The sequence below is a fragment of the Anaerobacillus sp. ABR4_321 genome (assembly GCF_056158505.1).
The window spans coordinates 2,450,998-2,473,111 of record NZ_JBSWTK010000001.1; the positions used below are offsets into that span (position 1 = coordinate 2,450,998).

Annotated in this window: 20 protein-coding genes; 16 read left to right on the plus strand and 4 right to left on the minus strand. The window is 38.2% G+C overall.

What is annotated here, in order from left to right; genetic code table 11:
• Nucleotides 1-560: 560 nt before the first annotated feature.
• The 5 genes from dcuS (at nucleotide 561) to ACXADT_RS12860 (ending at nucleotide 6,583) form a co-directional block, all read left to right on the plus strand.
• Nucleotides 561-2,165 (plus strand): DcuS/MalK family sensor histidine kinase, encoded by a 1,605-nt coding sequence (gene dcuS / locus ACXADT_RS12840; protein ID WP_474831451.1) that lies wholly within the window; start codon nucleotides 561-563, stop codon nucleotides 2,163-2,165.
• Complete coding sequence (locus tag ACXADT_RS12845) at nucleotides 2,162-2,872, plus strand: response regulator (protein ID WP_270182289.1); 711 nt, start codon at nucleotides 2,162-2,164, stop codon at nucleotides 2,870-2,872. The genes dcuS and ACXADT_RS12845 overlap by 4 nt, the downstream gene beginning before the upstream one ends.
• A gap of 207 nt (nucleotides 2,873-3,079) precedes the next feature.
• Entirely contained in the window at nucleotides 3,080-4,408 is a 1,329-nt protein-coding gene (locus ACXADT_RS12850; RefSeq protein ID WP_474831453.1) for a 2-hydroxycarboxylate transporter family protein, read from the plus strand.
• Between the two features lie 206 nt (nucleotides 4,409-4,614).
• Nucleotides 4,615-5,637, plus strand: a complete 1,023-nt coding sequence (locus tag ACXADT_RS12855; RefSeq protein ID WP_474831455.1) for a serine hydrolase domain-containing protein — start codon at nucleotides 4,615-4,617, stop codon at nucleotides 5,635-5,637.
• A gap of 625 nt (nucleotides 5,638-6,262) precedes the next feature.
• Nucleotides 6,263-6,583 (plus strand): lysostaphin resistance A-like protein, encoded by a 321-nt coding sequence (locus tag ACXADT_RS12860; RefSeq protein WP_474834537.1) that lies wholly within the window; start codon nucleotides 6,263-6,265, stop codon nucleotides 6,581-6,583.
• 90 nt (nucleotides 6,584-6,673) lie between these two features.
• On the opposite strand, the gene ACXADT_RS12865 is transcribed toward ACXADT_RS12860, so the two are convergent.
• Nucleotides 6,674-7,507 carry a DUF2935 domain-containing protein gene (locus tag ACXADT_RS12865; RefSeq protein WP_474831456.1) on the minus strand — a complete coding sequence of 278 codons (834 nt, stop codon included), beginning with the start codon at nucleotides 7,505-7,507 and terminating at the stop codon, nucleotides 6,674-6,676.
• An 85-nt stretch (nucleotides 7,508-7,592) separates the two neighbouring features.
• Here ACXADT_RS12865 and ACXADT_RS12870 point away from each other — a divergent pair, with 85 nt between their 5' ends.
• The 5 genes from ACXADT_RS12870 to ACXADT_RS12890 all read left to right on the plus strand — a co-directional run bounded on the left by ACXADT_RS12870 (nucleotide 7,593) and on the right by ACXADT_RS12890 (nucleotide 10,754).
• A complete protein-coding gene (locus ACXADT_RS12870; protein WP_474831457.1) occupies nucleotides 7,593-8,024 on the plus strand; it encodes an NUDIX hydrolase in 432 nt (143 codons plus the stop codon).
• A gap of 44 nt (nucleotides 8,025-8,068) precedes the next feature.
• Nucleotides 8,069-8,560 carry a P-loop nucleotide/nucleoside kinase family protein gene (locus ACXADT_RS12875; protein WP_474831458.1) on the plus strand — a complete coding sequence of 164 codons (492 nt, stop codon included), beginning with the start codon at nucleotides 8,069-8,071 and terminating at the stop codon, nucleotides 8,558-8,560.
• Between the two features lie 71 nt (nucleotides 8,561-8,631).
• Nucleotides 8,632-9,501: an SDR family oxidoreductase gene (locus tag ACXADT_RS12880; RefSeq protein WP_474831460.1), complete on the plus strand. Its 870-nt coding sequence runs from the start codon at nucleotides 8,632-8,634 to the stop codon at nucleotides 9,499-9,501.
• Between the two features lie 161 nt (nucleotides 9,502-9,662).
• Nucleotides 9,663-10,127 carry a GNAT family N-acetyltransferase gene (locus tag ACXADT_RS12885; RefSeq protein ID WP_474831461.1) on the plus strand — a complete coding sequence of 155 codons (465 nt, stop codon included), beginning with the start codon at nucleotides 9,663-9,665 and terminating at the stop codon, nucleotides 10,125-10,127.
• 90 nt (nucleotides 10,128-10,217) lie between these two features.
• A complete protein-coding gene (locus tag ACXADT_RS12890) occupies nucleotides 10,218-10,754 on the plus strand; it encodes a GrpB family protein (protein ID WP_474831463.1) in 537 nt (178 codons plus the stop codon).
• A gap of 26 nt (nucleotides 10,755-10,780) precedes the next feature.
• Here the strand turns inward: ACXADT_RS12890 and ACXADT_RS12895 are convergent, their stop codons facing one another.
• On the minus strand, nucleotides 10,781-11,920 hold the full coding sequence (locus ACXADT_RS12895) for a S8 family peptidase (RefSeq protein WP_270182280.1): 1,140 nt from the start codon (nucleotides 11,918-11,920) through the stop codon (nucleotides 10,781-10,783).
• Nucleotides 11,921-12,461: 541 nt separating this feature from the next.
• Complete coding sequence (locus ACXADT_RS12900) at nucleotides 12,462-13,610, minus strand: S8 family peptidase (RefSeq protein ID WP_474831465.1); 1,149 nt, start codon at nucleotides 13,608-13,610, stop codon at nucleotides 12,462-12,464.
• Between the two features lie 516 nt (nucleotides 13,611-14,126).
• Here ACXADT_RS12900 and ACXADT_RS12905 point away from each other — a divergent pair.
• The 5 genes from ACXADT_RS12905 to ACXADT_RS12925 all read left to right on the plus strand — a co-directional run bounded on the left by ACXADT_RS12905 (nucleotide 14,127) and on the right by ACXADT_RS12925 (nucleotide 20,284).
• Nucleotides 14,127-15,176, plus strand: coding sequence for an ArsR/SmtB family transcription factor (locus tag ACXADT_RS12905; RefSeq protein ID WP_474831466.1), 1,050 nt, complete (start codon nucleotides 14,127-14,129; stop codon nucleotides 15,174-15,176).
• Nucleotides 15,177-15,189: 13 nt separating this feature from the next.
• Nucleotides 15,190-16,422 (plus strand): MFS transporter, encoded by a 1,233-nt coding sequence (locus ACXADT_RS12910; RefSeq protein WP_474831468.1) that lies wholly within the window; start codon nucleotides 15,190-15,192, stop codon nucleotides 16,420-16,422.
• Between the two features lie 1,098 nt (nucleotides 16,423-17,520).
• Nucleotides 17,521-18,438 (plus strand): DUF6843 domain-containing protein, encoded by a 918-nt coding sequence (locus tag ACXADT_RS12915; protein WP_474831470.1) that lies wholly within the window; start codon nucleotides 17,521-17,523, stop codon nucleotides 18,436-18,438.
• Nucleotides 18,439-18,582: 144 nt separating this feature from the next.
• Nucleotides 18,583-19,023 (plus strand): WapI family immunity protein, encoded by a 441-nt coding sequence (locus ACXADT_RS12920; RefSeq protein WP_270182274.1) that lies wholly within the window; start codon nucleotides 18,583-18,585, stop codon nucleotides 19,021-19,023.
• Between the two features lie 46 nt (nucleotides 19,024-19,069).
• Complete coding sequence (locus tag ACXADT_RS12925) at nucleotides 19,070-20,284, plus strand: DUF4910 domain-containing protein (protein ID WP_474831472.1); 1,215 nt, start codon at nucleotides 19,070-19,072, stop codon at nucleotides 20,282-20,284.
• A 141-nt stretch (nucleotides 20,285-20,425) separates the two neighbouring features.
• Here the strand turns inward: ACXADT_RS12925 and mce are convergent, their stop codons facing one another.
• The gene (gene mce / locus ACXADT_RS12930; RefSeq protein ID WP_474831473.1) at nucleotides 20,426-20,845 is read right to left on the minus strand and encodes a methylmalonyl-CoA epimerase; all 420 of its coding nucleotides are present in this window, start codon (nucleotides 20,843-20,845) and stop codon (nucleotides 20,426-20,428) included.
• A gap of 143 nt (nucleotides 20,846-20,988) precedes the next feature.
• Here mce and ACXADT_RS12935 point away from each other — a divergent pair, with 143 nt between their 5' ends.
• Complete coding sequence (locus tag ACXADT_RS12935; protein ID WP_474831475.1) at nucleotides 20,989-22,110, plus strand: NAD(P)/FAD-dependent oxidoreductase; 1,122 nt, start codon at nucleotides 20,989-20,991, stop codon at nucleotides 22,108-22,110.
• Nucleotides 22,111-22,114 lie beyond the last annotated feature (4 nt).

Sequence of the window (22,114 nt, forward strand, 5' to 3'; positions counted from 1 at the left end):
TATGCAATTATTGAAGAAACTGTACACTATAATTTTTGTGTTTTGGGAGCGTTAATTTAGAAAGGATCACGTCCACATTATTTAAGTGAATTTAATAAAAGGCAGTTTCTATTTTTACTTGATGATGAGTATCGTTTTATCTTAGTCATACATATCAAATCATGAAAAAGTAGGTTTATAGTAGACCTTAACTCCTACTTCAATAGGAAGCTTTCAAAGAGTTAGACGATGTATTAGAGATACAGGAGCCGCAATATATGGTCTCCTGTTTTTTTGTATTAGGTTATTAAGGAATCTTTTTAGCCATAGGTAACTGCGAGTGTTCACATCTGGGTGCTGGAACTACTATGGTAAAATATAGATGTATCATTTATTTGTAATTTTCCTCATAGTTTGCACAATCTATCATTCATAAAAATAAAAAGCTAGACTTGTTTCTAGCCCATTTCTGATTTGTTTAGCATTTCTTCTGTATCATTAATCCCGACTTATCCATTAATCAATTCTCCAATAAACAATTAGTCCCCACAATTAGAGGGCTTCTCATAAGGAGAGGTTAAATGAAACAATCCCGTTTTAAATTAAGTACGATCATCATTATCTTCGTGCTTCTAGTTGTTTTCTTATCATTAGTCATTACTGATCTTTTGATTACCACGAGTACGAGTGAGGATATTCGAAATCAGCTTGAAGAGAAGGCGTTGATCGTTTCCCGTTCGGTGTCAGAATCATTTGTTGTACAGAAAGAACTACAACTTAAGACGAACAATCAAACCGTTCAGGACTACGCTATGAGTATTCAAGAAGCGTCAGACGTTTTATTTGTTGTAGTTATGAATATGGAAGGAATTCGTCGATCCCATCCCAATCCTGATTTGATTGGTAAGGAATTTGTCGGTGGTGACGAGGAGAGAGTGTTGAACGGAGAAGAGTACATATCGATATCTGAAGGAACGTTAGGTCAATCTGTACGAGCCTTTACTCCTGTAATTGCTGAAAATGGGGAACAGGTTGGCGCTGTTTCTGTTGGAATTTCCTTAGATGCAGTTGAAGCGTCGTTGAGAAGCAACCATGTTAATGTTTTAATAGGTTCTATTGTCGGTGTACTTGTAGGTGTCATTGGAGCATTCTTGTTAGCACGATTTATTAAGAAAAGCTTATTTGGTTTAGAACCAGCAGCGATTGCTCGCATACATGAGGAACGAAACGGTATGCTGCAATCAGTTCATGAAGGAATCATTGCTGTAGATGCCGAATCTCGAATTACGCTCGTCAATAAATCAGCAAGAACTATTTTTCATAAAGCAGGTATTGAGGAAGAAGATCCTATAGGTCTTCCGATTACTGAATACATTCCTCATTCAATGCTTGGTAGAGTACTTATGACAGGAGAGGCAGAGCTTGATGAAGAGCAGCTAATCAATGGCTCGTCCATAATCGTAAACCGTGTCCCACTTATTGTGAACAATGAAGTGGTCGGAGCGATATCAACGTTTCGGGATAAAACCGAGGTGAATCAGCTGGCCGAACAGCTGACAGGTGTGCGTTTGTATGCAGAGTCGCTTCGTGCCCAGTCTCATGAATTTAAAAACAAACTCCATGTTTTGCTAGGTATGATTGAGCTGAAATCTTTCAAAGACATGAAGGCGTATATTAAACAGCTCGTCGATCATCAAGTTTATGAAGCAGATATCATAACCAATAAAATAAAAGATCCTGTATTAGCAGGATTTATGATTGGAAAATTAAGCTATGCTCGAGAACAAAATATCCAATTGAGCGTAGTATGTGAAACCGATATTGCAGCAGCAAAAGATGAAGGAGTTACCCATGAAATCGTAACGATTATTGGAAATTTGCTCGACAACTCTATCGAAAGTCTTAACGGAAGAAGCGAGAAAGTGATGTCTCTCACCCTATCATATGTTGATGAATTGATCGAAATTGAAGTACGAGACACTGGACCAGGAATTAAAGAAGAACACCATCAAGAGATATTTCAAAAGGGTGTTTCGACAAAAGGAAATAACAGGGGATACGGCCTACACCTTGTACAAGAAAGTGTAAGAGCACTGGATGGATCTATTGAGTTTGATTCGATCGTAAACCAAGGCACAGTATTCACAGTGATCATTCCTTATGAAGCGGAGGTGGACAACGCATGATTCAGGTGATGATTGTAGAAGATGATCCGATGGTCGCCAACTTAAATAAACAGTACATAGAGCAGGTTGGAGGGTATCAAGTAGCGGCCGAAGCTTCTAATGTAGTAGAAGCTTTACGCTCATTAAGTGAGTGTCGAATAGACTTGATTCTCCTCGATGTATACATGCCTGGAAGAGACGGATTGCAGTTTCTAAAAGAACTCAGAGCAAAAGATGAGCAAGTAGATGTCATACTGATTACGGCTGCTTCAGAGAGAGAGCAAATTCAACAATCGCTTCGTCTTGGTGCGGTTGATTACTTAATTAAACCGTTTGATTTTCATCGTCTAAAAAGAGCTTTAAACAAATATAAAGAAAACCACTTTCCTTTAAAAGATAAGCCGAAAGTAAGCCAGGACGAGATCGACAACATTTTTATAAAGAAGGAACATCATTTTGAAGATAGACGTATCCAAGTGCCGAAAGGGCTGACTAAAACGACGCTAGAGCATATTATCGGTATCATCCACACGAAGCAGAACGAAACCTTTTCAACAGATGAGGTTGCACGAGAAGCAGATATTTCAAGGGTCTCCATCAGAAAATATTTAAAGTTTTTAAAGGAAATTGACTTTCTTGAAGAAACCTTGATCTATGGGATCGGGAGGCCTGTTTATCAGTATCAAATAAAAACTGAATATAATATGAGTCTTGAATTCTACCATTAAAAAAGCAGCCGAATTGGCTGCTTTTTTTAATTACAATAAGTTATTTATTTTCAAATGGTAGGAAAATAAAGCGTTTGCACGTAAGATAAAACTCACAAAAGACGTGGTTGCAAGATGGTTGAACGGTAAGTCCGAAGGGGTGAATGACGTATTAGGACAACCATTTTGTAAGGTACACGAGAAATTATTTAGAAAAGGAGAGGTACTATGTCAAGCTCAGCTGAAAGAGTGCAAACGAATCAACCGTCAACGCAAGGTGTGACTTTATTAAACCAAAATAAGAAAGCGGTTACATTGTTTGGTCTTCCACTTACTTGGTTTTTCGTGATTACTGCCCTTACTCTTGTCATCATGTACACTGGGAACTTACCAGGAGGCATGATTGGAAGCCTACTCATTATGATGGTTCTTGGTGAACTTTTTGGATGGATTGGCGATCATACACCAATCTTAAAAACCTACTTAGGCGGAGGCGCAATATTAGCTATCTTTGGTGCTGCTTATATGGTATATGCTGGTTTAATTCCAGATGGTACAGCAACATTGATTAATGACTTTATGAAAGATGGAGGTTTCTTAAATTTTTATATTGCTGCTTTAATTACAGGTAGTATATTGGGTATGAATAAGAGCATTTTAATTAAAGTTGGTCTTCGCTATTTTCTCCCTATTTTCGGAGCCGTAGTAGGTGCTATGGCGGTAGGTGGGTTGCTTGGGGCAATGGTTGGTTTTACATTAAGAGATGCAGTACTCGTTATTACAATGCCTATTATGGGAGGTGGAATGGGTGCAGGTGCCGTTCCTATGAGTCAAATATATAGTGAATTGATGGGGAACGATCCAAGTTACTATATATCGATGCTCGTTCCTGCTTTAGCTTTAGGTAACGTATTTGCCATTATTATTGCTAGTATGCTGAATATGCTTGGGAAGAAAATGCCTTCTTTGTCTGGGAAAGGGCAGTTATTAAAAGGGTTTGAATACAAAGAAGAAAAACCCTCGTTTGATATACAAAAGATGGGAATCGGACTAATGGCTGCAGTATTGTTCTTTTCTGTAGGATCATTATTAGCTGGTTTCATCCCAATTCACGCATATGCAATTATGATTATTGTTGTCGCGATAACGAAGGTTGCTGGAATCATCCCAGAAAGCATTTTGAATGGAGCAAATCAATGGTATAAGTTTGTTGCAAAAAACTGGACGTTTGCGCTCTTGTTTGGGATTGGTATCGCTTATACCGATTTAGGTACTGTGCTTGAAGCATTAACGATCCAATACATTGTTACTGTGCTCGGGGTTGTTGTTGGTGCGGTGATCGGAGCAGGTCTTTTAGGTAAGCTCGTTGGCTTCTACCCGATTGAATCAGCCATTACAGCAGGACTTTGTATGGCAAATATGGGAGGGACAGGAGATGTAGCAGTCCTTTCATCTTCAAAACGAATGGAGCTCATGCCATTTGCACAAATTTCGTCTCGTTTAGGTGGAGCGATCATTCTGTTGTTAGCTGGTTTGATCATCCCATTTCTTGTATGAAAAAAGGTCCGCTCTCTTATAAGAGAGTGGACCTTTTGTATGCCATCAACACACAGCAGTGGTTACATAAGAATAAAAACGATTGTAATGCTATTAAGTTAGAACAGTGCTCTATTCGTTTCCAACCATGAATAAAGATAAACAACCATCATAAAAAGTTGAAGGAAAAGGTTAAAAACGTGTGAATGTAGAGGGGGAGATTATTGTTGATTCAAACAAATGAGTCATCATTTGTTTCTGAATTAGTGTCATCCGCGGTATCAAAGAAGCACATATATGGAGCTTTAATGTGTGTTGAAAATGGGGATGATTCTCTGTCGCTCTTAAAAGGTGCTGGAAATCTAACGATCGATAGGCCATATTTTATTGCAAGCGTAACGAAATTATATGTTACTGCAGTCTTACTAAACTTACGATCAAAAAATAGTCTAAACCTCCATGATAAAATCTCAGACTACTTGAAAGATGAAACGATGCATGAACTCCACATTTTTAAAGGAAAAGACTACTCTAGAGAAATAACAATCAAACAGTTAATGTCAAACACATCTGGAATTCCTGATTATTTCTCAACTGGTGCGGTTAGGGAATTAACAACGGGAAAAGACCAAACTTGGGGTTTTGAGAGAACACTAGCGAGTGCAAAACAAAAGGAACCGAAATTTACTCCCGGTAAAAAGGCTCAATACTCGGATACAAATTATCAGCTCTTAGGAAAAATTATTGAAACGATTACCAAGAAAGATATCAACACGGTCTTTAAGGAAGTTATTTTTGATGAACTGGAGTTAAAAGAAACGTATTTATTTGAAGATGTGAATGATCATCGACCTGCACCTTTTTATTTCAAAGATAAGGAACTTCATCTACCCAATTATATGTCATCGATAGGACCAGAAGGGGGTATTGTTTCAACCGCTAAGGAATCTATGATCTTCTTAAAGGCCTTTTTCAATGGGCAGTTCTTTCCAAAAGAAGATTTGAACGAGCTTAAAGACTGGAAACTCCTTTTCAGTCCAGGTGTGTTCTTTTATGGAGTTGGAATTGCAAGTCAGCCACTATTTCTAAAAGAGATTAAAGATGGAATGCTCGGACATTGGGGACAGACAGGAGCTTTTTCGTTTTACCATCCAAGAAGTGACCTGTACTTTACAGGAACAACCAATCAATTTTACGGCCAGAATGTCGCAGCAAGGATGATGATGAAAATCATCAAATCGTTAAAATAACTGCGTATTGTTAAATGAATGGGGAAATCTGAGGTTTTAAAGTAGTGAAAGATGATACTTAAAGAAAAGGAGCGATCATCCATAGAGGATTACGCTCCTTTTTGTGTAAATTAATTACAGGAGGCGTTTTACTTAAAGATAAATAAAATGCAAGGAAGGAGGGTTTTAAATCAACAAAAAAAAGACATTATTTTATTTATTGTCAGCAGCTCTATTTTTCGCAGGTATCATTCTTACTTCGATTAAAATGTTTGTATTTGGTCTTATTCCACTCACATGCTTGCTTCTATTATACTTTCGAAACAAGGATTATCGTTCTTCAGTTTCTTTGTTTATATTCTTTTTGTTAGGGTTACTCATCTATCAGGTTGGAAGCACCTTTGTTCAAAAGCTAACTATTTCTCAAGAAATGAAAGTTTTAATAAATAGAAGTTTCCTATTGTTTATTCTAATAAGCACCATTATTTCACTAAAGGTATCCAGACAGAAACTGCTCCTGTACTTACGTTTACCGAATTGGAAAGATCACATTATGATGCCATTCCATCAGATAAAGGTAGGATACTTCTTGCTTTTTGGATTGATTGGTTCGAGCATGATATTTTTACCTGTTCTCTTTCAGGAGATGAGCTATATTCGATCACTACTCCTATTTGGGGTTTTGTTTGCCCTTATAAACGCTACTTTGGAAGAAGTTATTTGGAGAGGTGTGATGTTATCAAGCTTAAAGAGGAGTGTTTCGACCTTATATGCTATTTTGATAACAAGTGTTGGTTTTGGTCTCTTACATATATCAATCGGAATACCTGTAATAATGAGTATCCTATTCTCTTTTGGCGGGCTTTTTTATGCGATTGTTGTCATAAAATCAAGAAGTATTTACCCATCTATCGTGTTTCATATGCTTATTAATTTAGGTATGGTTTTTAATGGCTGGATTGTTTAATGCTTGTTTATTAAGGAGGCAACTGAATTAGCAAGTCTATGTATTGCCCCCTTAATAAATGGCTTTTTTCTCGGTAAGAGCAAACGGAATTTAATTTTTTGAAGAGAAATAAGAAGGCTTCGTTAGGGAACATGAAGGCGATGGAATGGATGGAGCATATTGGCTAAGGTGGACTAGGAAATAACAGCTTTCGGGAAAATGATGTTCAAGAAATCTCAAATTCGTGTTGTTTAGAACTTCATCAACTTGGTAAAGAGACATTACCTCTTCCACAAGTGCGTTTAAAGCTTGTATCGAATGAGCGACCTCATCTGCAAATCGTTGTTGTGCTCGAAAGCCAGAGGGGGTGAATCGAAGAAACCCTCGCATTGCTCTGTTTTTCGAAATATACACTTGAAATTGGTTCTGAATACTCTGTGCTTTCCTTATAAACTCAACTTCAATTGGATCAAGAATATCGATTAAGAGCGCGGCATGACCCACTTGATCCGTTAACCATAGGTCCATTAAGTCTAAAAGCGAAAGAGGGGGAGGAACCTTCCCTTCAATATAGAAAGTAAGCTGACGCAAGTATTCCTGATTCTCATCTAACGTTCCATTAAAGTAAGAGGGACTAAGGTTAATGTTAATTTCATTTCGAATTCTACGCCTCTGAACCTTCCCTTCAAAATTAAAGTAAGCTCTTGCTAATTTATATGCTTTTTGAGAGAAGGTTATCATAGCATCTGAGCTTGCGGATTCATCCGGTTTAATAGAAGTAAGCTGGGTCTGAAGCTCATCGAATGCTGCTGCAAACTGATTTGCTTCATTCACATAGGTGTGTTCACTAGGAGATAAGTAATCACGTACAAAGACTGCGTGATCAGAAAGAATTTCAATCCAGAAATGATGTTCCTGCCAAGGGGTAAGGAGTGTCTGGTTCATGTGATGTTCCTCCTTTAGCCATAGTCTTTTAATTAAAACTATGAAGCGTAGCTCAGGTTATACCAATTAACAAGGAAGTGAAGAAATGCAAGGCTATAATGTTCTAATGATTTATAACAAAGAGATGGACAAATTATTGATGTGTGAAAGGTTGAAAGATCCTTATAAAGGATTAAGTAATTTAGTAGGTGGAAAAATTGAAAGTGGTGAAAGGGGGATAGAAGCTGCATATAGAGAGCTTCACGAAGAAACAAGTATATCCAATGAAGATATTACGCTTCATCATCTAATGGATTTTACCTACTATCATCAAGATTGTTACGTTGAAGTGTACGTTGGCAGATTAGAAAGGGATGTAGCGGTCTCAGGAGATGAAAACGTTCTTTATTGGTCTGGTTTAGATCAAAACTTTTTTGATATGTCCTTATATGCAGGAGAAGGCAATATAGGTCATATGATACAGCAAGTGAACGGTGTAAAAGAAAAGCTGTTTTCAGCAGAAGATTCACTTAAATAGTTTCAATAGATGCACCACTTAAACATGTTTGGAGGATCAAATACATGAATCAATTGGGAACGCTATACTTTTTTTGTGGAAAAATGGGCGCAGGAAAATCAACAAAATCCAAACAACTAGCAAGAGATAAACGAGCGGTTTTGATATCTGAAGATGAATGGCTATCTTCTCTTTATCCCAATCAGATCACATCATTTGAGGATTATGTGAAATTCTCAGCGCAGATCAAGCCATTGTTGAAAAAGCATGTCCAAAACTTGTTACATGTCGGTACAGAGGTAGTAATGGATTTCGCAGCAAACACCCGAAAACAAAGGAAGTGGTTTTTGGATATAGCGTCAGAGGTCGATACAAGCCATCAACTGATCTTCCTTAACGTAAACAACGATCAATGTTTACGTCAAATCGCACAAAGGCGTAACGAACAACCCGAAAGAGCAGCTTTTGATACGGAAGAGGTGTTTCATCATGTTACTACATTTTTTGAAGCGCCAGAAGCATCAGAGGGGTTGAATATCGTAGAAGTGAGTAGCTAGTAAGCAGTCCATCAAGTGCAAATAGGAGCGTTAATCTATAGAGGACTTTGTCAGACAGATGGAGGTATATAATGAAATCTTTAGAGGGGAAAATTGCAATCGTCGCAGGTGGAACGAGAGGAGCTGGAAGGGGGATTTCAGTTAAGTTAGGTGAAGCGGGAGCTACAGTTTATGTAACAGGAAGAACAACTTCAAAGAGTCAATCCCCTATGAAGCGTAAGGAGACAATTGAAGAAACAGCTGAAATGGTTACAAAATCTGGTGGATTAGGGATACCTGTCAGAGTCGATCATACCGTTGAATCTGAAGTCGTTGAATTGATGAATCTAGTAAAAAGAGAAAGTGGACGACTTGATATTTTAGTCAACGATGTATGGGGTGGGGATCCGTTAACAGAGTGGGGGAAGCCGATAGGCGAACATAGCTTATCAAAAGGACTCCAAATGCAAAAGCAGGCTGTAGAATCTCATATTATTACAGCTCATCATAGTATTCCGTTGTTTAAAGAAAATAATGGAGGATTAATAATAGAGATTACCGATGGGGTTGATTATAAGCCACGGGGAAATTTTTATTACAGTTTAGCAAAAGTATCAACTATACATATGGCTCAGGCAATGGCAGATGACTTAATAGATGATGAAATCACCTCCATCGCTGTAACACCAGGATTTTTAAGGTCAGAAGCGATGCTTGAATTGATGGGAGTTACGGAAGGAAATTGGAAAGAAGGAGTGAAAGTAGATCAACATTTTATTGCATCTGAGTCGCCTTATTACATTGGTGAAGCAATTAAATGTTTAGCTTCTGATCCTGAAATAGCTAAGAAAACTGGAGGAGTATATAGTACATGGGAGCTTTCAGAGCAATATGGCTTTAAAGACATTGACGGAACACAACCCCATTGGGGGAATTATTTCAGAGATCATGTAAAAGATTAATATTTTTCATAAGGCGTGAGCGTTACCTGAAGGGGTCACGCTCATTTTTTTCTCATCCTTCTGAAGGGTGATTTATGATAAAATCAGAATAGTTTTGAAATAGAGATGGTAGAAAACTTAAATATTAAGAAACAGATAGTTTTATAGAATGGAGAGAACCCATGATTAAATTCAGTAAACTTGATGAAGTAGAATTTAAAAGGTATATGGATTTCATGATCCCTGATCATGCGGATGAAATCACAAGAAACTTCAACTTAACAAAGGAACAAGCTTTAGAGGAATCAGAGATGATGATCACTGACATGTTTAAGGATGGATTAGCCACTGAGGGACAATATTTGTACAATGTTGTGGAAGCGCATTCAAATGAAAAAGTGGGAGTTCTTTGGTATAGCATTATTCCAGAGATTAATTCAGCATACTTATACCATATTTTAATAGACGAACAACATAGAGGAAAAGGGTTCGGAACTAAGACTATCGAAAAGCTTCAGGGTCAGCTAAGAGAATGCGGTGTGAAGTCAATCGGATTAAGTGTGTTTGGGAAAAATGATGGAGCTTATCGCTTATATAAGAAACTAGGGTACTCGAATACAAGGATATCAATGGAGAAAGTGCTGTAAGGAATCCATGAATTAAGAAAGAACTTTACAGGCCAAGGACTTATAGAGTTATGAATTAATCATTCCTAAAAGTCTATTAGGAGGTTGTAAATGTTAGGTCTTAACAAAGGAGAAGTTGTCTTAGTAAATCATTCAGATGAGTGGAAGCAGTTATTCGATGAGGAAAGATCTCTGTTACACTCAGTTATTGGTACACATATAATTGATATTCAACAGATTGGGAGTACAGCAATCGAAGGCATAGAGGCAAAGCCTATTATGGATATAATGGTCGGATTAAACTCTTTAGAAGATATTGATAAGTTTAATATGGAAAAATTAAAAGAAGTCGGCTACTATCATTTACCAAAAGTACGAATTGAAGGAAAAACCGTTTTTGCTAAGTTCACTGATCTTGAGAATCTAACGAAAACACATGTTGTTCATGTAGTTGAGTACCGAGGGGATTGGTGGGAAGAACATCTGTTTTTTAGAAACTACTTAAAAGAAAACCGAACGGCTGCTAAAGAATATGAGCAGCTCAAGAAACTTTTAGCAGAAAAGTACCCAAATGATGAGCGCTCCTATACGAATGAAAAGAAAAAGTTTGTAGAATCTATTTTAAAGATGAAAAAGCATGGATCATAATCGATCCATGCTTTTCTACTACTCTATTATTTTGTCGCTTCAAGAACGTCGATCACACCGTTCCCATAATAGAAAGAATCACCAAGAGGTTTCGCTGTGTCGTTAAGCTTTTGACGAACTTCAGCATTTGTTAAGCTAGGGTTGCCTGCAAGGATAAGTGCAGCTGCTCCAGCCACGTGAGGAGAAGCCATTGACGTTCCATTGAAGCTGTCGTAGCCATTACCAGGTACAGAGCTTAAAATGTTAACGCCTGGTGCCATTACTTCAAGCTCTGAGCCTACACTTGAGAACGATGCGCGTTTATTGTTAGAATCTACTGCGCCGACAGCCATTGCAGAAGAATATTTCGCCGGATATCCAATTGTGTTAAAGCCGAAGAACGTTCCACTGTTACCAGCTGCCGCAACAACTAACACACCTGAGTTGTAAGCATTGTCAGTCGCATTTTTAAGTGCAGTTGAACCAGAGCTGCCACCCAAACTCATGTTGATGACATCCATATTATTGTCCACTGCCCACTCAATTCCTTGAATGATGCCGCTGTAAGTACCGCTACCAGAGCTATCTAGTACTTTTACAGCATAGAGACTAGCAGAGGGTGCTACACCAAGTACGCCAACACTATTATTTAGTCCAGCAACTGTACCTGCCACATGAGTACCATGTCCATTGCCGTCTGTAGTTGCGTCTGGTTCCTCAGCAACGAAACTTGCACCGCCGCTCACGTTCAGATCTTCGTGGCTAGCGTCAATTCCTGTATCTAGTATAGCAACTTTAACTCCAGAGCCAGTGTTTCCAGTCGCTTGAACTTGATCTGCTTTAATATGAGGGATGCCCCAAGGTGTTGTTTGACCAATCGCATGTGCTACTTGATCTTCTTCAACATATGACACGTTAGGGTTCTTTTTAAGAGCTTTTGCCGCTGGCTCAGGCAATGATACAAGCATCGTATCCATATGTTTAAACTTATGCTTAACCTGTCCGCCTAATTTCTGTATGTTTTTTATTTGAGCTTGATTAACGTTTGTTTTAAAACCAACGAGGAAGTTTTTAGGTCCTTTGTCAGCCGGTGCAGCTGATGCTGAAGGTGAAGAGAAACCGACCAATAAGGATAGAACAAGAGCCACGCTGAGAATGATGCTTAGTCTTCTTAATGTAACTTTCATTTCATTTCCTCCTATCGTGATTTTAGATGCGATAACAATCAAACTAAGTGCTCGTGATGGACAAATCCCGGGCCCGGATATGTATGTCAGAAAAGTTCGACTATTACGAATACTATCGTATCATGAGTTAGAAAATAATAGTATTGGGAAATATACGGTCGCTAAGAGAGGTTTAATAGGTTGTTAACCAATTCATTTCCCAACCTACATTCCGCAGAATAACGTTATATCAAAAATTTTAAGTTGAATTTCAAATGACGTGCATAAAAAGACCATCATCAAAGTAGAAAAATGAATTACATGAAATTAATAGGTATGAAGAGATCATTAATTGAAGGCATTTTACTATAATTAATTTTAAAAGTAGGCAGTTAAACTGAAATTGAGATTGAGAGAGGTGAGTAAATTGTAAGTAAGAATATAAGGAGATTAGAGAGGAAAAGAACAAGAATATGCATGCTTAAACATATGTTTGTGGAAGTGTAAGGAATAAGATAAAAAATGCACGGATCGTAATGATCCATGCATTCCTGCTAATGTATTATCTGGTAGCTTCGTACACATCGATTACGCCGTTCCCATAATAGAACGAATCTCCAAGAGGGATAGCTGTATCAACAAGCTTCTGACGAACCTGTACGTTTGATAATCCAGTGTTGCCTGCCATAATAAGTGCTGCTGCTCCCGCAACGTGTGGAGAAGCCATCGACGTTCCATTATAGCTGTCATAGCTGTTTCCTGGAACAGAGCTTAATATGTTAACACCAGGAGCCATCACTTCTAGTTCAGAGCCTACGCTTGAAAAAGATGCACGGTTGTTGCTTGAATCTACTGCTCCTACTGCCATTACAGAAGCATATTTCGCAGGATAGCCGATCGTGTTCTTTTTGCCTCTTGTTCCTTCGTTTCCAGCTGCTGCAATCACTAATACACCTGAGTTGTATGCATTGTCATTAGCATCTTGAAGAGCAGTTGAACCAGAACTTCCGCCCAAACTCATGTTGATAACATCCATATTGTTATCGACTGCCCACTCAATTCCTTGAATGATGCCGCTATAGGTCCCACTTCCAGAGCTGTCTAGCACTTTTACTGCATAGAGACTAGCTGAATGCGCTACTCCAAGGACGCCTACTGTATTATTAAGTCCAGCAACCGTACCTGCAACGTGCGTTCCATGACCATTGCCATCTGTAAAGGCATTAGGCTCACTTGAAACGAAGCTTGCGCCGCCGCTCACGTTCAGATCTTCGTGGCTAGCGTCAATACCTGTATCTAAGACAGCAACTTTAACTCCAGAACCAGTGTTTCCAGTCGAATGAACTTGATCTGCTTTGATATGAGGGATGCCCCAAGGTGTTGTTTGTCCAATTGCATACGCCATTTGGTCTTCTTCAACATAAGATACATTTGGATTTTTCTTAAGGGCTTCAGCTGCTTTATCTGGCAACGAAACTAGCATCGTATCCATAAATTTATACTGATGCTTCACCTGTCCGCCTAATTTCTTAATGTTGTTAATCTGAGCTGTCTGAATGTTTGATTTAAAACCAACGAGGAAGTCTTTAGGCCCTTTGTCCACCGATGCAGCGGATGCTGAGGGGGTTGTAAAGTGTAAGTTACCAACCAGTAAAGACAGAACGAGAACCAGGCTAAATACAGCGCTTAATGCTCTTAATGTAACTTTCATTTCTTTTCCTCCGATCATGATTTTATTACAAATAACAATCAAACCATGTGCTCGTGATGTTAACGTCCCGGGCCCGGATATGTATGTCAGAAAAGTTCGACTATTACAAATACTATGGTAACATGTGCCAAAGGATAATAATATTGGGAAATATGTGGCTGTTAAATGACTATTAAGAGGTTATTAAACAATTGTTTTCCCAATCTACAAACTAACTAAAAAGTGTTATGATAAAAGTTTTAAATGAAATTGACAATGAGCTTGAAAAGCAGGTTTGAATCAATTTGACTGGATCATCTATTTAAAACTTTTTTAATGATTTAATTTGGAGGAAAAGCAGATCTAAAAGAGTTTGAGGATTTGATACTGTCAACTCATGTAGGTAAGTGAGAGTAGTAATATGTCATAGCTAAATGTTTTGAAACAGCCACTCTAAAACTAGAGTGGCTGTTTCATAATTAAAATAAAATTGAATATTCTGTTCTATAAATATAGAATGGTAGTGGGAGGGATAATATGGAATTGTTTTCTGTAAGCACGAAATTATCAAATGGAAAGTATAGTATCCAACTGGAAAGCTCTCTATTATGGGAATCTGCTTTAGGTATCGCTGCGATAACAAACGACTCTTTGGTTGATACCTTGGATATTTCTAAACAAAAACGAAAAGCAATCGAACAATCTCTATCCACAAGAATGCTTGAACAGCTTCGATTTGTAAAAAAACATAATACGTGGAAAACGCTTCTCCAGATTCTTCATCAGAAAGAGTTTGATCATCTTGACTCTTTTACAAATTATGTGGAGAGGCTATCAGCGCATCAGCTGAAGACCATTTCAATTCCGTATTTAGGTCAAGAGTATTACGATTTGATCAATGAACTTTTGAATGGATCAGAAGACGCACTTCGTGAATTGCGGATGATCACGAAGCATCACCCTTTTCTTCCAAGCTATTTAGAATTTATAAATCAAGTTTCTGCTGAAAAGCTGAAAAAACATCTAATTGAAGTTATGACCGGGTGGTATGAAACGGTTATTGAACCTGATAAAAACAAGTTGAATGAGATTCTTCTAAAGGACAAGGTTTCAAAAGAAAACATGCTAAATCGTCTAGATCCTGAGGAGTTTATTACGTGGGCTACTGACGGTGTTACTTACTTAAAGGAACCAGGTGTACAAAAAGTTCTTCTTATTCCACACTATTTTTACCGACCTTGGAACGTTGAAGCAGACCTTGAAGGAGTCAAAGTATTTTATTATGCGGTAGCCAATGAAAGTATCTCAGATGAGAAATATATACCTAATAAACAATTGGTACAACGCTATAAAGCGTTAGGAGATGAAACACGTTTACGAATACTGAAAATGATAAAAGATGACCACTTATCTTTACAAGAGTTAACGCACGAGCTGAAGCTAGGTAAGACAACCGTTCATCATCATTTGAAGATCTTGAAATCAGCAAAGCTAGTATCTCAGGTTTCAAACCATAAATACGACATTAATCAAAGTGCCATTGACTTCTTACCTGCCGATTTAAGTCTGTATCTGGATAGTAAATAAGAAGGGGATGCCTATGAATAATTCTATTGTACGAATGGGATCAGAGGATAAAATTCCTGAGTTCAAAAAGAATTTCCAAGTATTTCGGTTTATCGGTGGTAACTTAGTATCCTTCTTCGGAGATCAAATCTATTTGATAGCGCTGCCGTTGATTGTACTAGCAATTACCGGCTCACCGCTTAGCATGGGAATCGTAGCTGCTCTCGAAAGGCTACCAATCCTTATCCAGCCCTTTACTGGCGTATTGGCTGATAATTTTAATCGCAGAAGGATACTCTTGTTTTGTGATTTAGGACGGTTTTTAACTGTAGGCTTTTTAGGTTTTTTATACATATTAAACTCCTTAACGATTTGGGAGATATACGGTGGGGCGTTGATTGTTGGTTTGTTGACCCAGGTGTATAATACGTGTCAATTTGCTTCTGTTCCAAAGCTCGTCAAAAAGAAAGACCTTCAACTAGTCAACTCAATAAATACAGGTGTTTTCCAAGCAGCTGTGTTTGTTGCTCCTGGCTTAGGTGGAATCATCATTAGTATTTTTAATCCTGGTATAGGATTAATCATCAACAGCTTATCTTTTTTAGTGGGTTTTATCGTGACGTTAAGTCTAAGTATTGATAGTAATATACAGAAAGAGAAAGTGACGACAACAACAATCATTTCAGAAATTAAGGAAGGGTTTCGATTTGTTATTGATGTAAAACCAATTTTATACTCAAACTTAGCGATGCTCTTTTCAATCTTTGGAACCACTCTTTTCTTAACGATGCTTGTCATCCATCTAAAATCAACAGCACGGTTTGATGCAATTGAAATTGGTTTTCTTTTATCGATTGGTGGTGTGGCGGCTATTGTTGGTGCATTAACGACGAATTGGTTAAAGAAACATTTCAGTTACAGATCGATCCTTTTCATAGCAGGAGCTTTAGGTGGATTATCAATTATCGGTTTTGTAATGTATGATTCTTTCCTTTGGTTAGCAATCATGAATGCAGTTGGCACAGTATCTGCGGCAATTATGACACCTTGTATCGTCACGATACGTCAACATCTAAGCCCAGACAATCTCTTAGGACGAGTTCAAGCTTCTAGTCGTTTTATGACTTGGTTACTAATGCAGGTAGCGGCTTTAGTTGCAGGGCTAATAGCTGAGCAATACAGTACTACCCTAACGATATTAATTGGTGGAGTCGTTGCTACTGCTTCTTCCTTTCTTTATTTACATCCATCTTTAAAAAAAGCATAGGTTAGTCGTGTCTACTATCTATAAGTAAAAGGAGCGTTATTCTAACAAGAATGACGCTTTTTTTTATGCCTTTTTTGAAACTTTTTCCAATTATAATCGTATTGATTAACAAGGTGTAGGAGATTTCTACACTATTATTAAACTAAATAGTATCCATCGAAGTCATTCAGCAATAAATTTGATCAAACAACTATAATAGAAAGGAGTCATCGCTTTGATTTATAAATTTGCTTTCGGTTTGGTGTTTCTATTTAGTACACTTGCAATTGCATTTTTACTAAGTAAAATATCTTCCACATTCAGTAAGGTTTTAGAAAATACGCTGAGTAGTAAGGTTAAGTATATCTTTCTTGTATTCGTAACAATTTCGTTCGACATTGCTTTAGTTTTTCTTTTTTCTTGGAAAACTCAATGGAATTTCTTAGATTCCTGGTTCACATGTAGCGTACTATTAATAGCGATCGTATGGCTTCCGGGCTACTTTAGACCATTCCATGAGAACGCTAGTAGAACTGTTGGTAATTTTAGTTCAAGATATCAATCAAATAATGTCTTAATCTTTAAGTTATCACAGCACCCATTTGTGATAGGAACCTTAATCGTTGGAATAACCGGGATCCTCTCATCCGTCATTTTATATCTTCCATACTTCCTTTGAGAGGGAAAAAGTATAGGTTAACAGCTTTCTCTTGTTTCTAACTTTCGTGATTGGACGGTGAATATACAATGTTTAAGTCATCGCAAATGAATAGTTTAATCCGAATAGTAGGTTTATGGCTCATTTATCTTTACATAATTTACAACAATCAACACATTCCGGATGGTGTAGGGACTACAATTTTGTTCTCTTTGATTTCGGTATTTGTCGTGTTCATAACTGTATTGGACATCAAGCGAATTATGAAAAAAGGGTGAATACCCCCTTCAAGTGGGGGAGCTTTCTGACCTCTTTTATAAATCCTTCATTTTAAAATAGAGATCGTATCTTCAAATAGTTTGAGTAATAACTTTGTTTAACCGCTGGCAGGTAGTTATGTTACATTATATGTGAAATGTTTCACAGAATCATAATAAGTAAGGTTTAAAAGGGGGGAGAATATGAGGATAAAATCAAAATTAATTTCAGCTCTATTTTCCACATCGTTGACATGTGTTTACTGGTTGATAGAGGGCTTTCTAAGTACTAATGCCCTGTTTATAATCACTGGGTCTCTTTTCATTATGTTTGTGATCTTGTTTGCAGGAATTGGTAATGTAATCTACGGAATTCCAGTGTCTTTTTTATCTGACTGGCTATCATCTAAAGTGCCAACATTTCGGTTCATTACAGCAGCGTCCATTCACGTTTCGCTAGCTTATGCGACAATTATTGTCATTGAAGAGGAGTATGTTCACTACGCTATTGTAGCATCCATCTTTTTCTTTATAGTAGAGGAATTACAGCACATGAATCAGAGAACGATTCAATTAAAATCGATGATCATGAATACGATGATTATCCTAACTGTAGTCATTGGGGTGCTTGTTTATGATTCTTACGTATCAATAGAGAAGAAGGCGAATGGAGATGAAGCAAAAACAAACATAACTCATCTTATCCCAGAGGGTTATGAAGGCCCTATATTACTTTTATACAACCTCGATGGAAGTTCAATAGTTAAAGAGGAAAGTAACCAAAGGGTTATCACAGTTTATATAGAAGAGGTGGTTTATACATATGTTGGTGACAAGCTACAATACGGCGAAGCAAAGACTTCGTTTGCAATGCCACATGGTTTGATCGAGGATACGTATTTTTATCAACATGATGATGGTGAGCGTACGGTTATTAATAAAGATTGTATCTATAGAGGAAATGCAGGAAGTGTTCATTTGTATGGAGAAGGTGAAGTAAACTATGAAACCATCCAAGTCACAAATAGCGGTTGTGGGCTTGATTTTAAGAGAAACGGAAGTTATCACTACCATGAGCGGATTGATCAAGTTTTAAACGAGTTAGTCAACCGAAACAAATAGTGTAAGAAAATCTTTATCATTGATAGCGGAAACGTATAAAAGGCGTACTGCTATAAATTTCCTTTTTGGTATAATGATAGTTGCTGCTATTCCGATACGTGCTAGTCGATTTATTAGTCCAGAGGTCAATAATAAGGTGAGGGGGTGGCCGTCATTCAATTCCAACTATTAGGAGACAAATCAAAGATTGCAATTGAAGTATTGGGAAGAAAATATCCTGACTCTACCGATTATTGGGACGGTAATTGGATTGACTCTTACGTTTTACTAAAAATCCCTGGATACTCAGCTAAATTCCGTGCGAATGTAAGAACGAATGAATTATTGTCTTTTTTGGAAGAACTGAAAACGATGAATGAAACGTTAAAAGGAAAGGCAGTGCTCGAGAATATGGAAGACTTCATTCTACTCGAGGGGAGAATGGATGCATTAGGTAACGTGATGTGGTCTGGAGAAACCTGTTATCCAATGGGGACTGGGGCTATATTGAACTTTACATTTGAATCGGATCAATCATATTTAACGAAGTTGATAGAAGAATTGATTGTTGTAGTAGATAAGTTTCCAGTTATCGGGAAGCCGTGAAACCCATGGGTGAAGAGATTTTAAATTGATTTCAGGGGGAGAAGTAATGCAAATGTTGCAGGGAACTTATATGGATCATCTCCATACACTATCGACAGAGATAGGATGCCGTCCAGTCGGATCAGAGGCAAATCACGAGGCGTCCCATTATATTGAAGAAGTTTTAAGAAATGCTGAAATCAACGTAGACATTCAAGAATTTGAAGTACCAAACTGGCGGCTTAATGAAGCTTTTATTGAGGTTGATGGGTATCGTTTAGAGGCTATAGCTAATGGTTTTTCTGAGTCAGTCGAGGTTTCGGGATCAATCGTCTCTTTTTGCACAATTGAAGAACTCTCTGCATCACAAAACCTTCAAGGGAAGATCGCGTTATTATACGGTGAATTATCAAAAGAAAACTATGTTCCTAAAGGGTTTACAATTTATAATCCTGAACATCATCAAAGAGTGATTCAACTACTTGAAGAGAAAAATCCTTCAGCCATCTTATTTGTAAGAATGGAAAAAGAAATAAATCAACCGTTAATCAACGATTGGGACTTTTTCATTCCATCTTTAACGGTTTCCCCAGAAGTAGGTTTAACCATAAAAAATAGCCCTTCAACCTCCTCAGTAAAATGCGTGATAAAGAGTAGAAGAAAAGAAGGTAAAACGAAGAATATCATTGGGAAAATAAATGGGTATGGGACTGAAAAAATCATTCTTACTGCTCACTATGATACGGTGTTTAATACTGACGGAGCTTTCGACAATGCTTCAGGAGTGGCAGTTGTCCTCTCGTTAGCTGAAGAGCTTTCTAAGAGAAGTGATTGGCACACTAGTTTCGAGTTCATCTTTTTTAGTTCAGAAGAATTTCTCGGTCTAGGAGACGAGGTTTATTTGAAGGCATACCTAAACGACCTTCCTCAAGCACTAGTCGCCATGAACTTTGATGGTATCGGTCAATCGCTTGGCACGAATAATGTTACACTCATGTCTGGATCAAATGAATTTGAAAGTTATGTAAAAGCGATCAAGGGAAAGTTTCCAGCTGTCCAATGGACAGCACCATGGTATGAGAGTAACCATTATACCTTTTTCTCAAATGGTGTGCCTAGTATACCGTTCAGTAACTGTGGCGTTTCAAATCTATTACATACAGTAGACGATACGATTAAGTGGATCAGTAAAGATAAATTGACAGAAGTATTCTCACTTGCAAATGAGATTATAAAAAGTTTGCAAGGAAAAACGAGGGGATGGACATCAAAACCCCAATAAAAGGAATGCTTGGCAGACATACGGAGAACGGTCAGAGGGTATCAACCACTGACCGTTTTTATATGCCGAAACGTTTAAAGATTACAGGATTAAAGCTGTTTTCTCTTGCCATGATGCTGATTAGAATCCAATAAAATCAGGTTATGATTGTTCTGGATAATCACAGTACTCAATAATCGTACCTTCTGTATCGGCAGGGTTTAAATAGATCAACCTTCTTCCATGCTTGTTGATTCGTAGCGTATCCTCTAAGGTTCGTATGTTTTGTTTCTTTAGTTCTTCTAACGCCTCATCTAGGTTATCAACGCGATATGCGATATGGTGGACGCCTTTTCCTTTTTGTTTCATAAATCTTGCGATTGGAGAAGTCGTGTTATTCGTAGGCATCAAGAGTTCAACGCGGCTATCGTCAATATCGATCACTGCGATCTCGCTCTCCACCCCTTGTGCCTCACTCCGGTAGTGATCGACAAGCGTACCGCCTAAAACGTTTGTGTAAAACGTGATGCTTTCATCGATGCGTCGAACGGCTATTCCTATATGATCAAGCTGTTTGTTCATTGTGAATGACTCCTTTATTGGTAATGGCACAATTTTAACATAAGGTTGTTAAAGGAGTGCATTGCCAGCGTTTGATTGTGAGCGGCGTCTTCATTATGTACAATAGCTAATGAAACTAAATTTATTCGAAAAGGTGTTCATAAATGAAATCATATGTTGTTATTGGTGCTGGAATTCTAGGAGCATCTACTGCCTATCATCTAGCGAAAGAAGGTGCCGACGTTACGATTGTCGATCGAGCCGATTCGGGTCAGGCAACAGATGCTGCAGCCGGCATCGTGTGTCCTTGGCTATCGCAACGACGCAATAAAGTATGGTACAGGCTTGCAAAGGGCGGGGCGAAATATTACTCAGATTTAATCGAACAATTAACAGCGGAAGGGGAAACAGAAACAGGCTACAAAAAAGTTGGAGCGATCAGCCTACACACTGATGAGAAAAAGCTCGATAAGATGATCGAGCGCGCTCTGAAGAGACGTGAAGATGCGCCAGAAATTGGTGAGATAAGAAAGTTGACCACAGAAGAAACGAAAGCAATGTTTCCGCCGATTTCAGAGGATTACCAGTCTGTGTATGTGAGCGGTGCAGCAAGAATTAATGGTGCAGCCCTTAGGAAGGCTCTTTTACGTGTTGCTAAAAAGTTCGGCGCAACTATGGTAGAAGGAAACGCAGAACTACTGCATACAGCGGGTAATGTGACTGGTGTTAAGGTTTCGGATCGTGAGATAAAAGCAGATAACGTGATCGTTACTGCTGGAGCATGGGCGAACGAGCTGTTCGAACCACTCGGTTTATCATTTCAGGTAACATCGCAAAAAGCTCAGATCGTGCATCTTGATGTGCAGGAAGACACTGATGAGTGGCCGGTCGTAATGCCTCCGAACGATCAATACTTGCTGAGCTTTGATGATGGTCGAGTGGTTGTCGGTGCAACGCACGAAAACGATGTAGGATTTGATAAACGAGTGACAGCAGGTGGGTTACATGAAATCTTTAGTAAAGCACTACAAGTAGCTCCTGGTCTTAGCGATAGTACGATGGTCGAGGCGAAAGTAGGGTTTCGTCCATTTACACCAGGGTTTCTCCCTGTGTTTGGTCATGTTCCAGAAACAAGTGGCCTACTAGCTGCTAACGGACTAGGAGCATCAGGATTGACGGTTGGACCATACTTAGGTCTAGAGCTTGCGAGAATGGCGATGGGAAAAGAAACGGAATTATCTCCACTCGATTATGATCTTTCAGAAGCCATAACACGGTTGGATTAGTGTA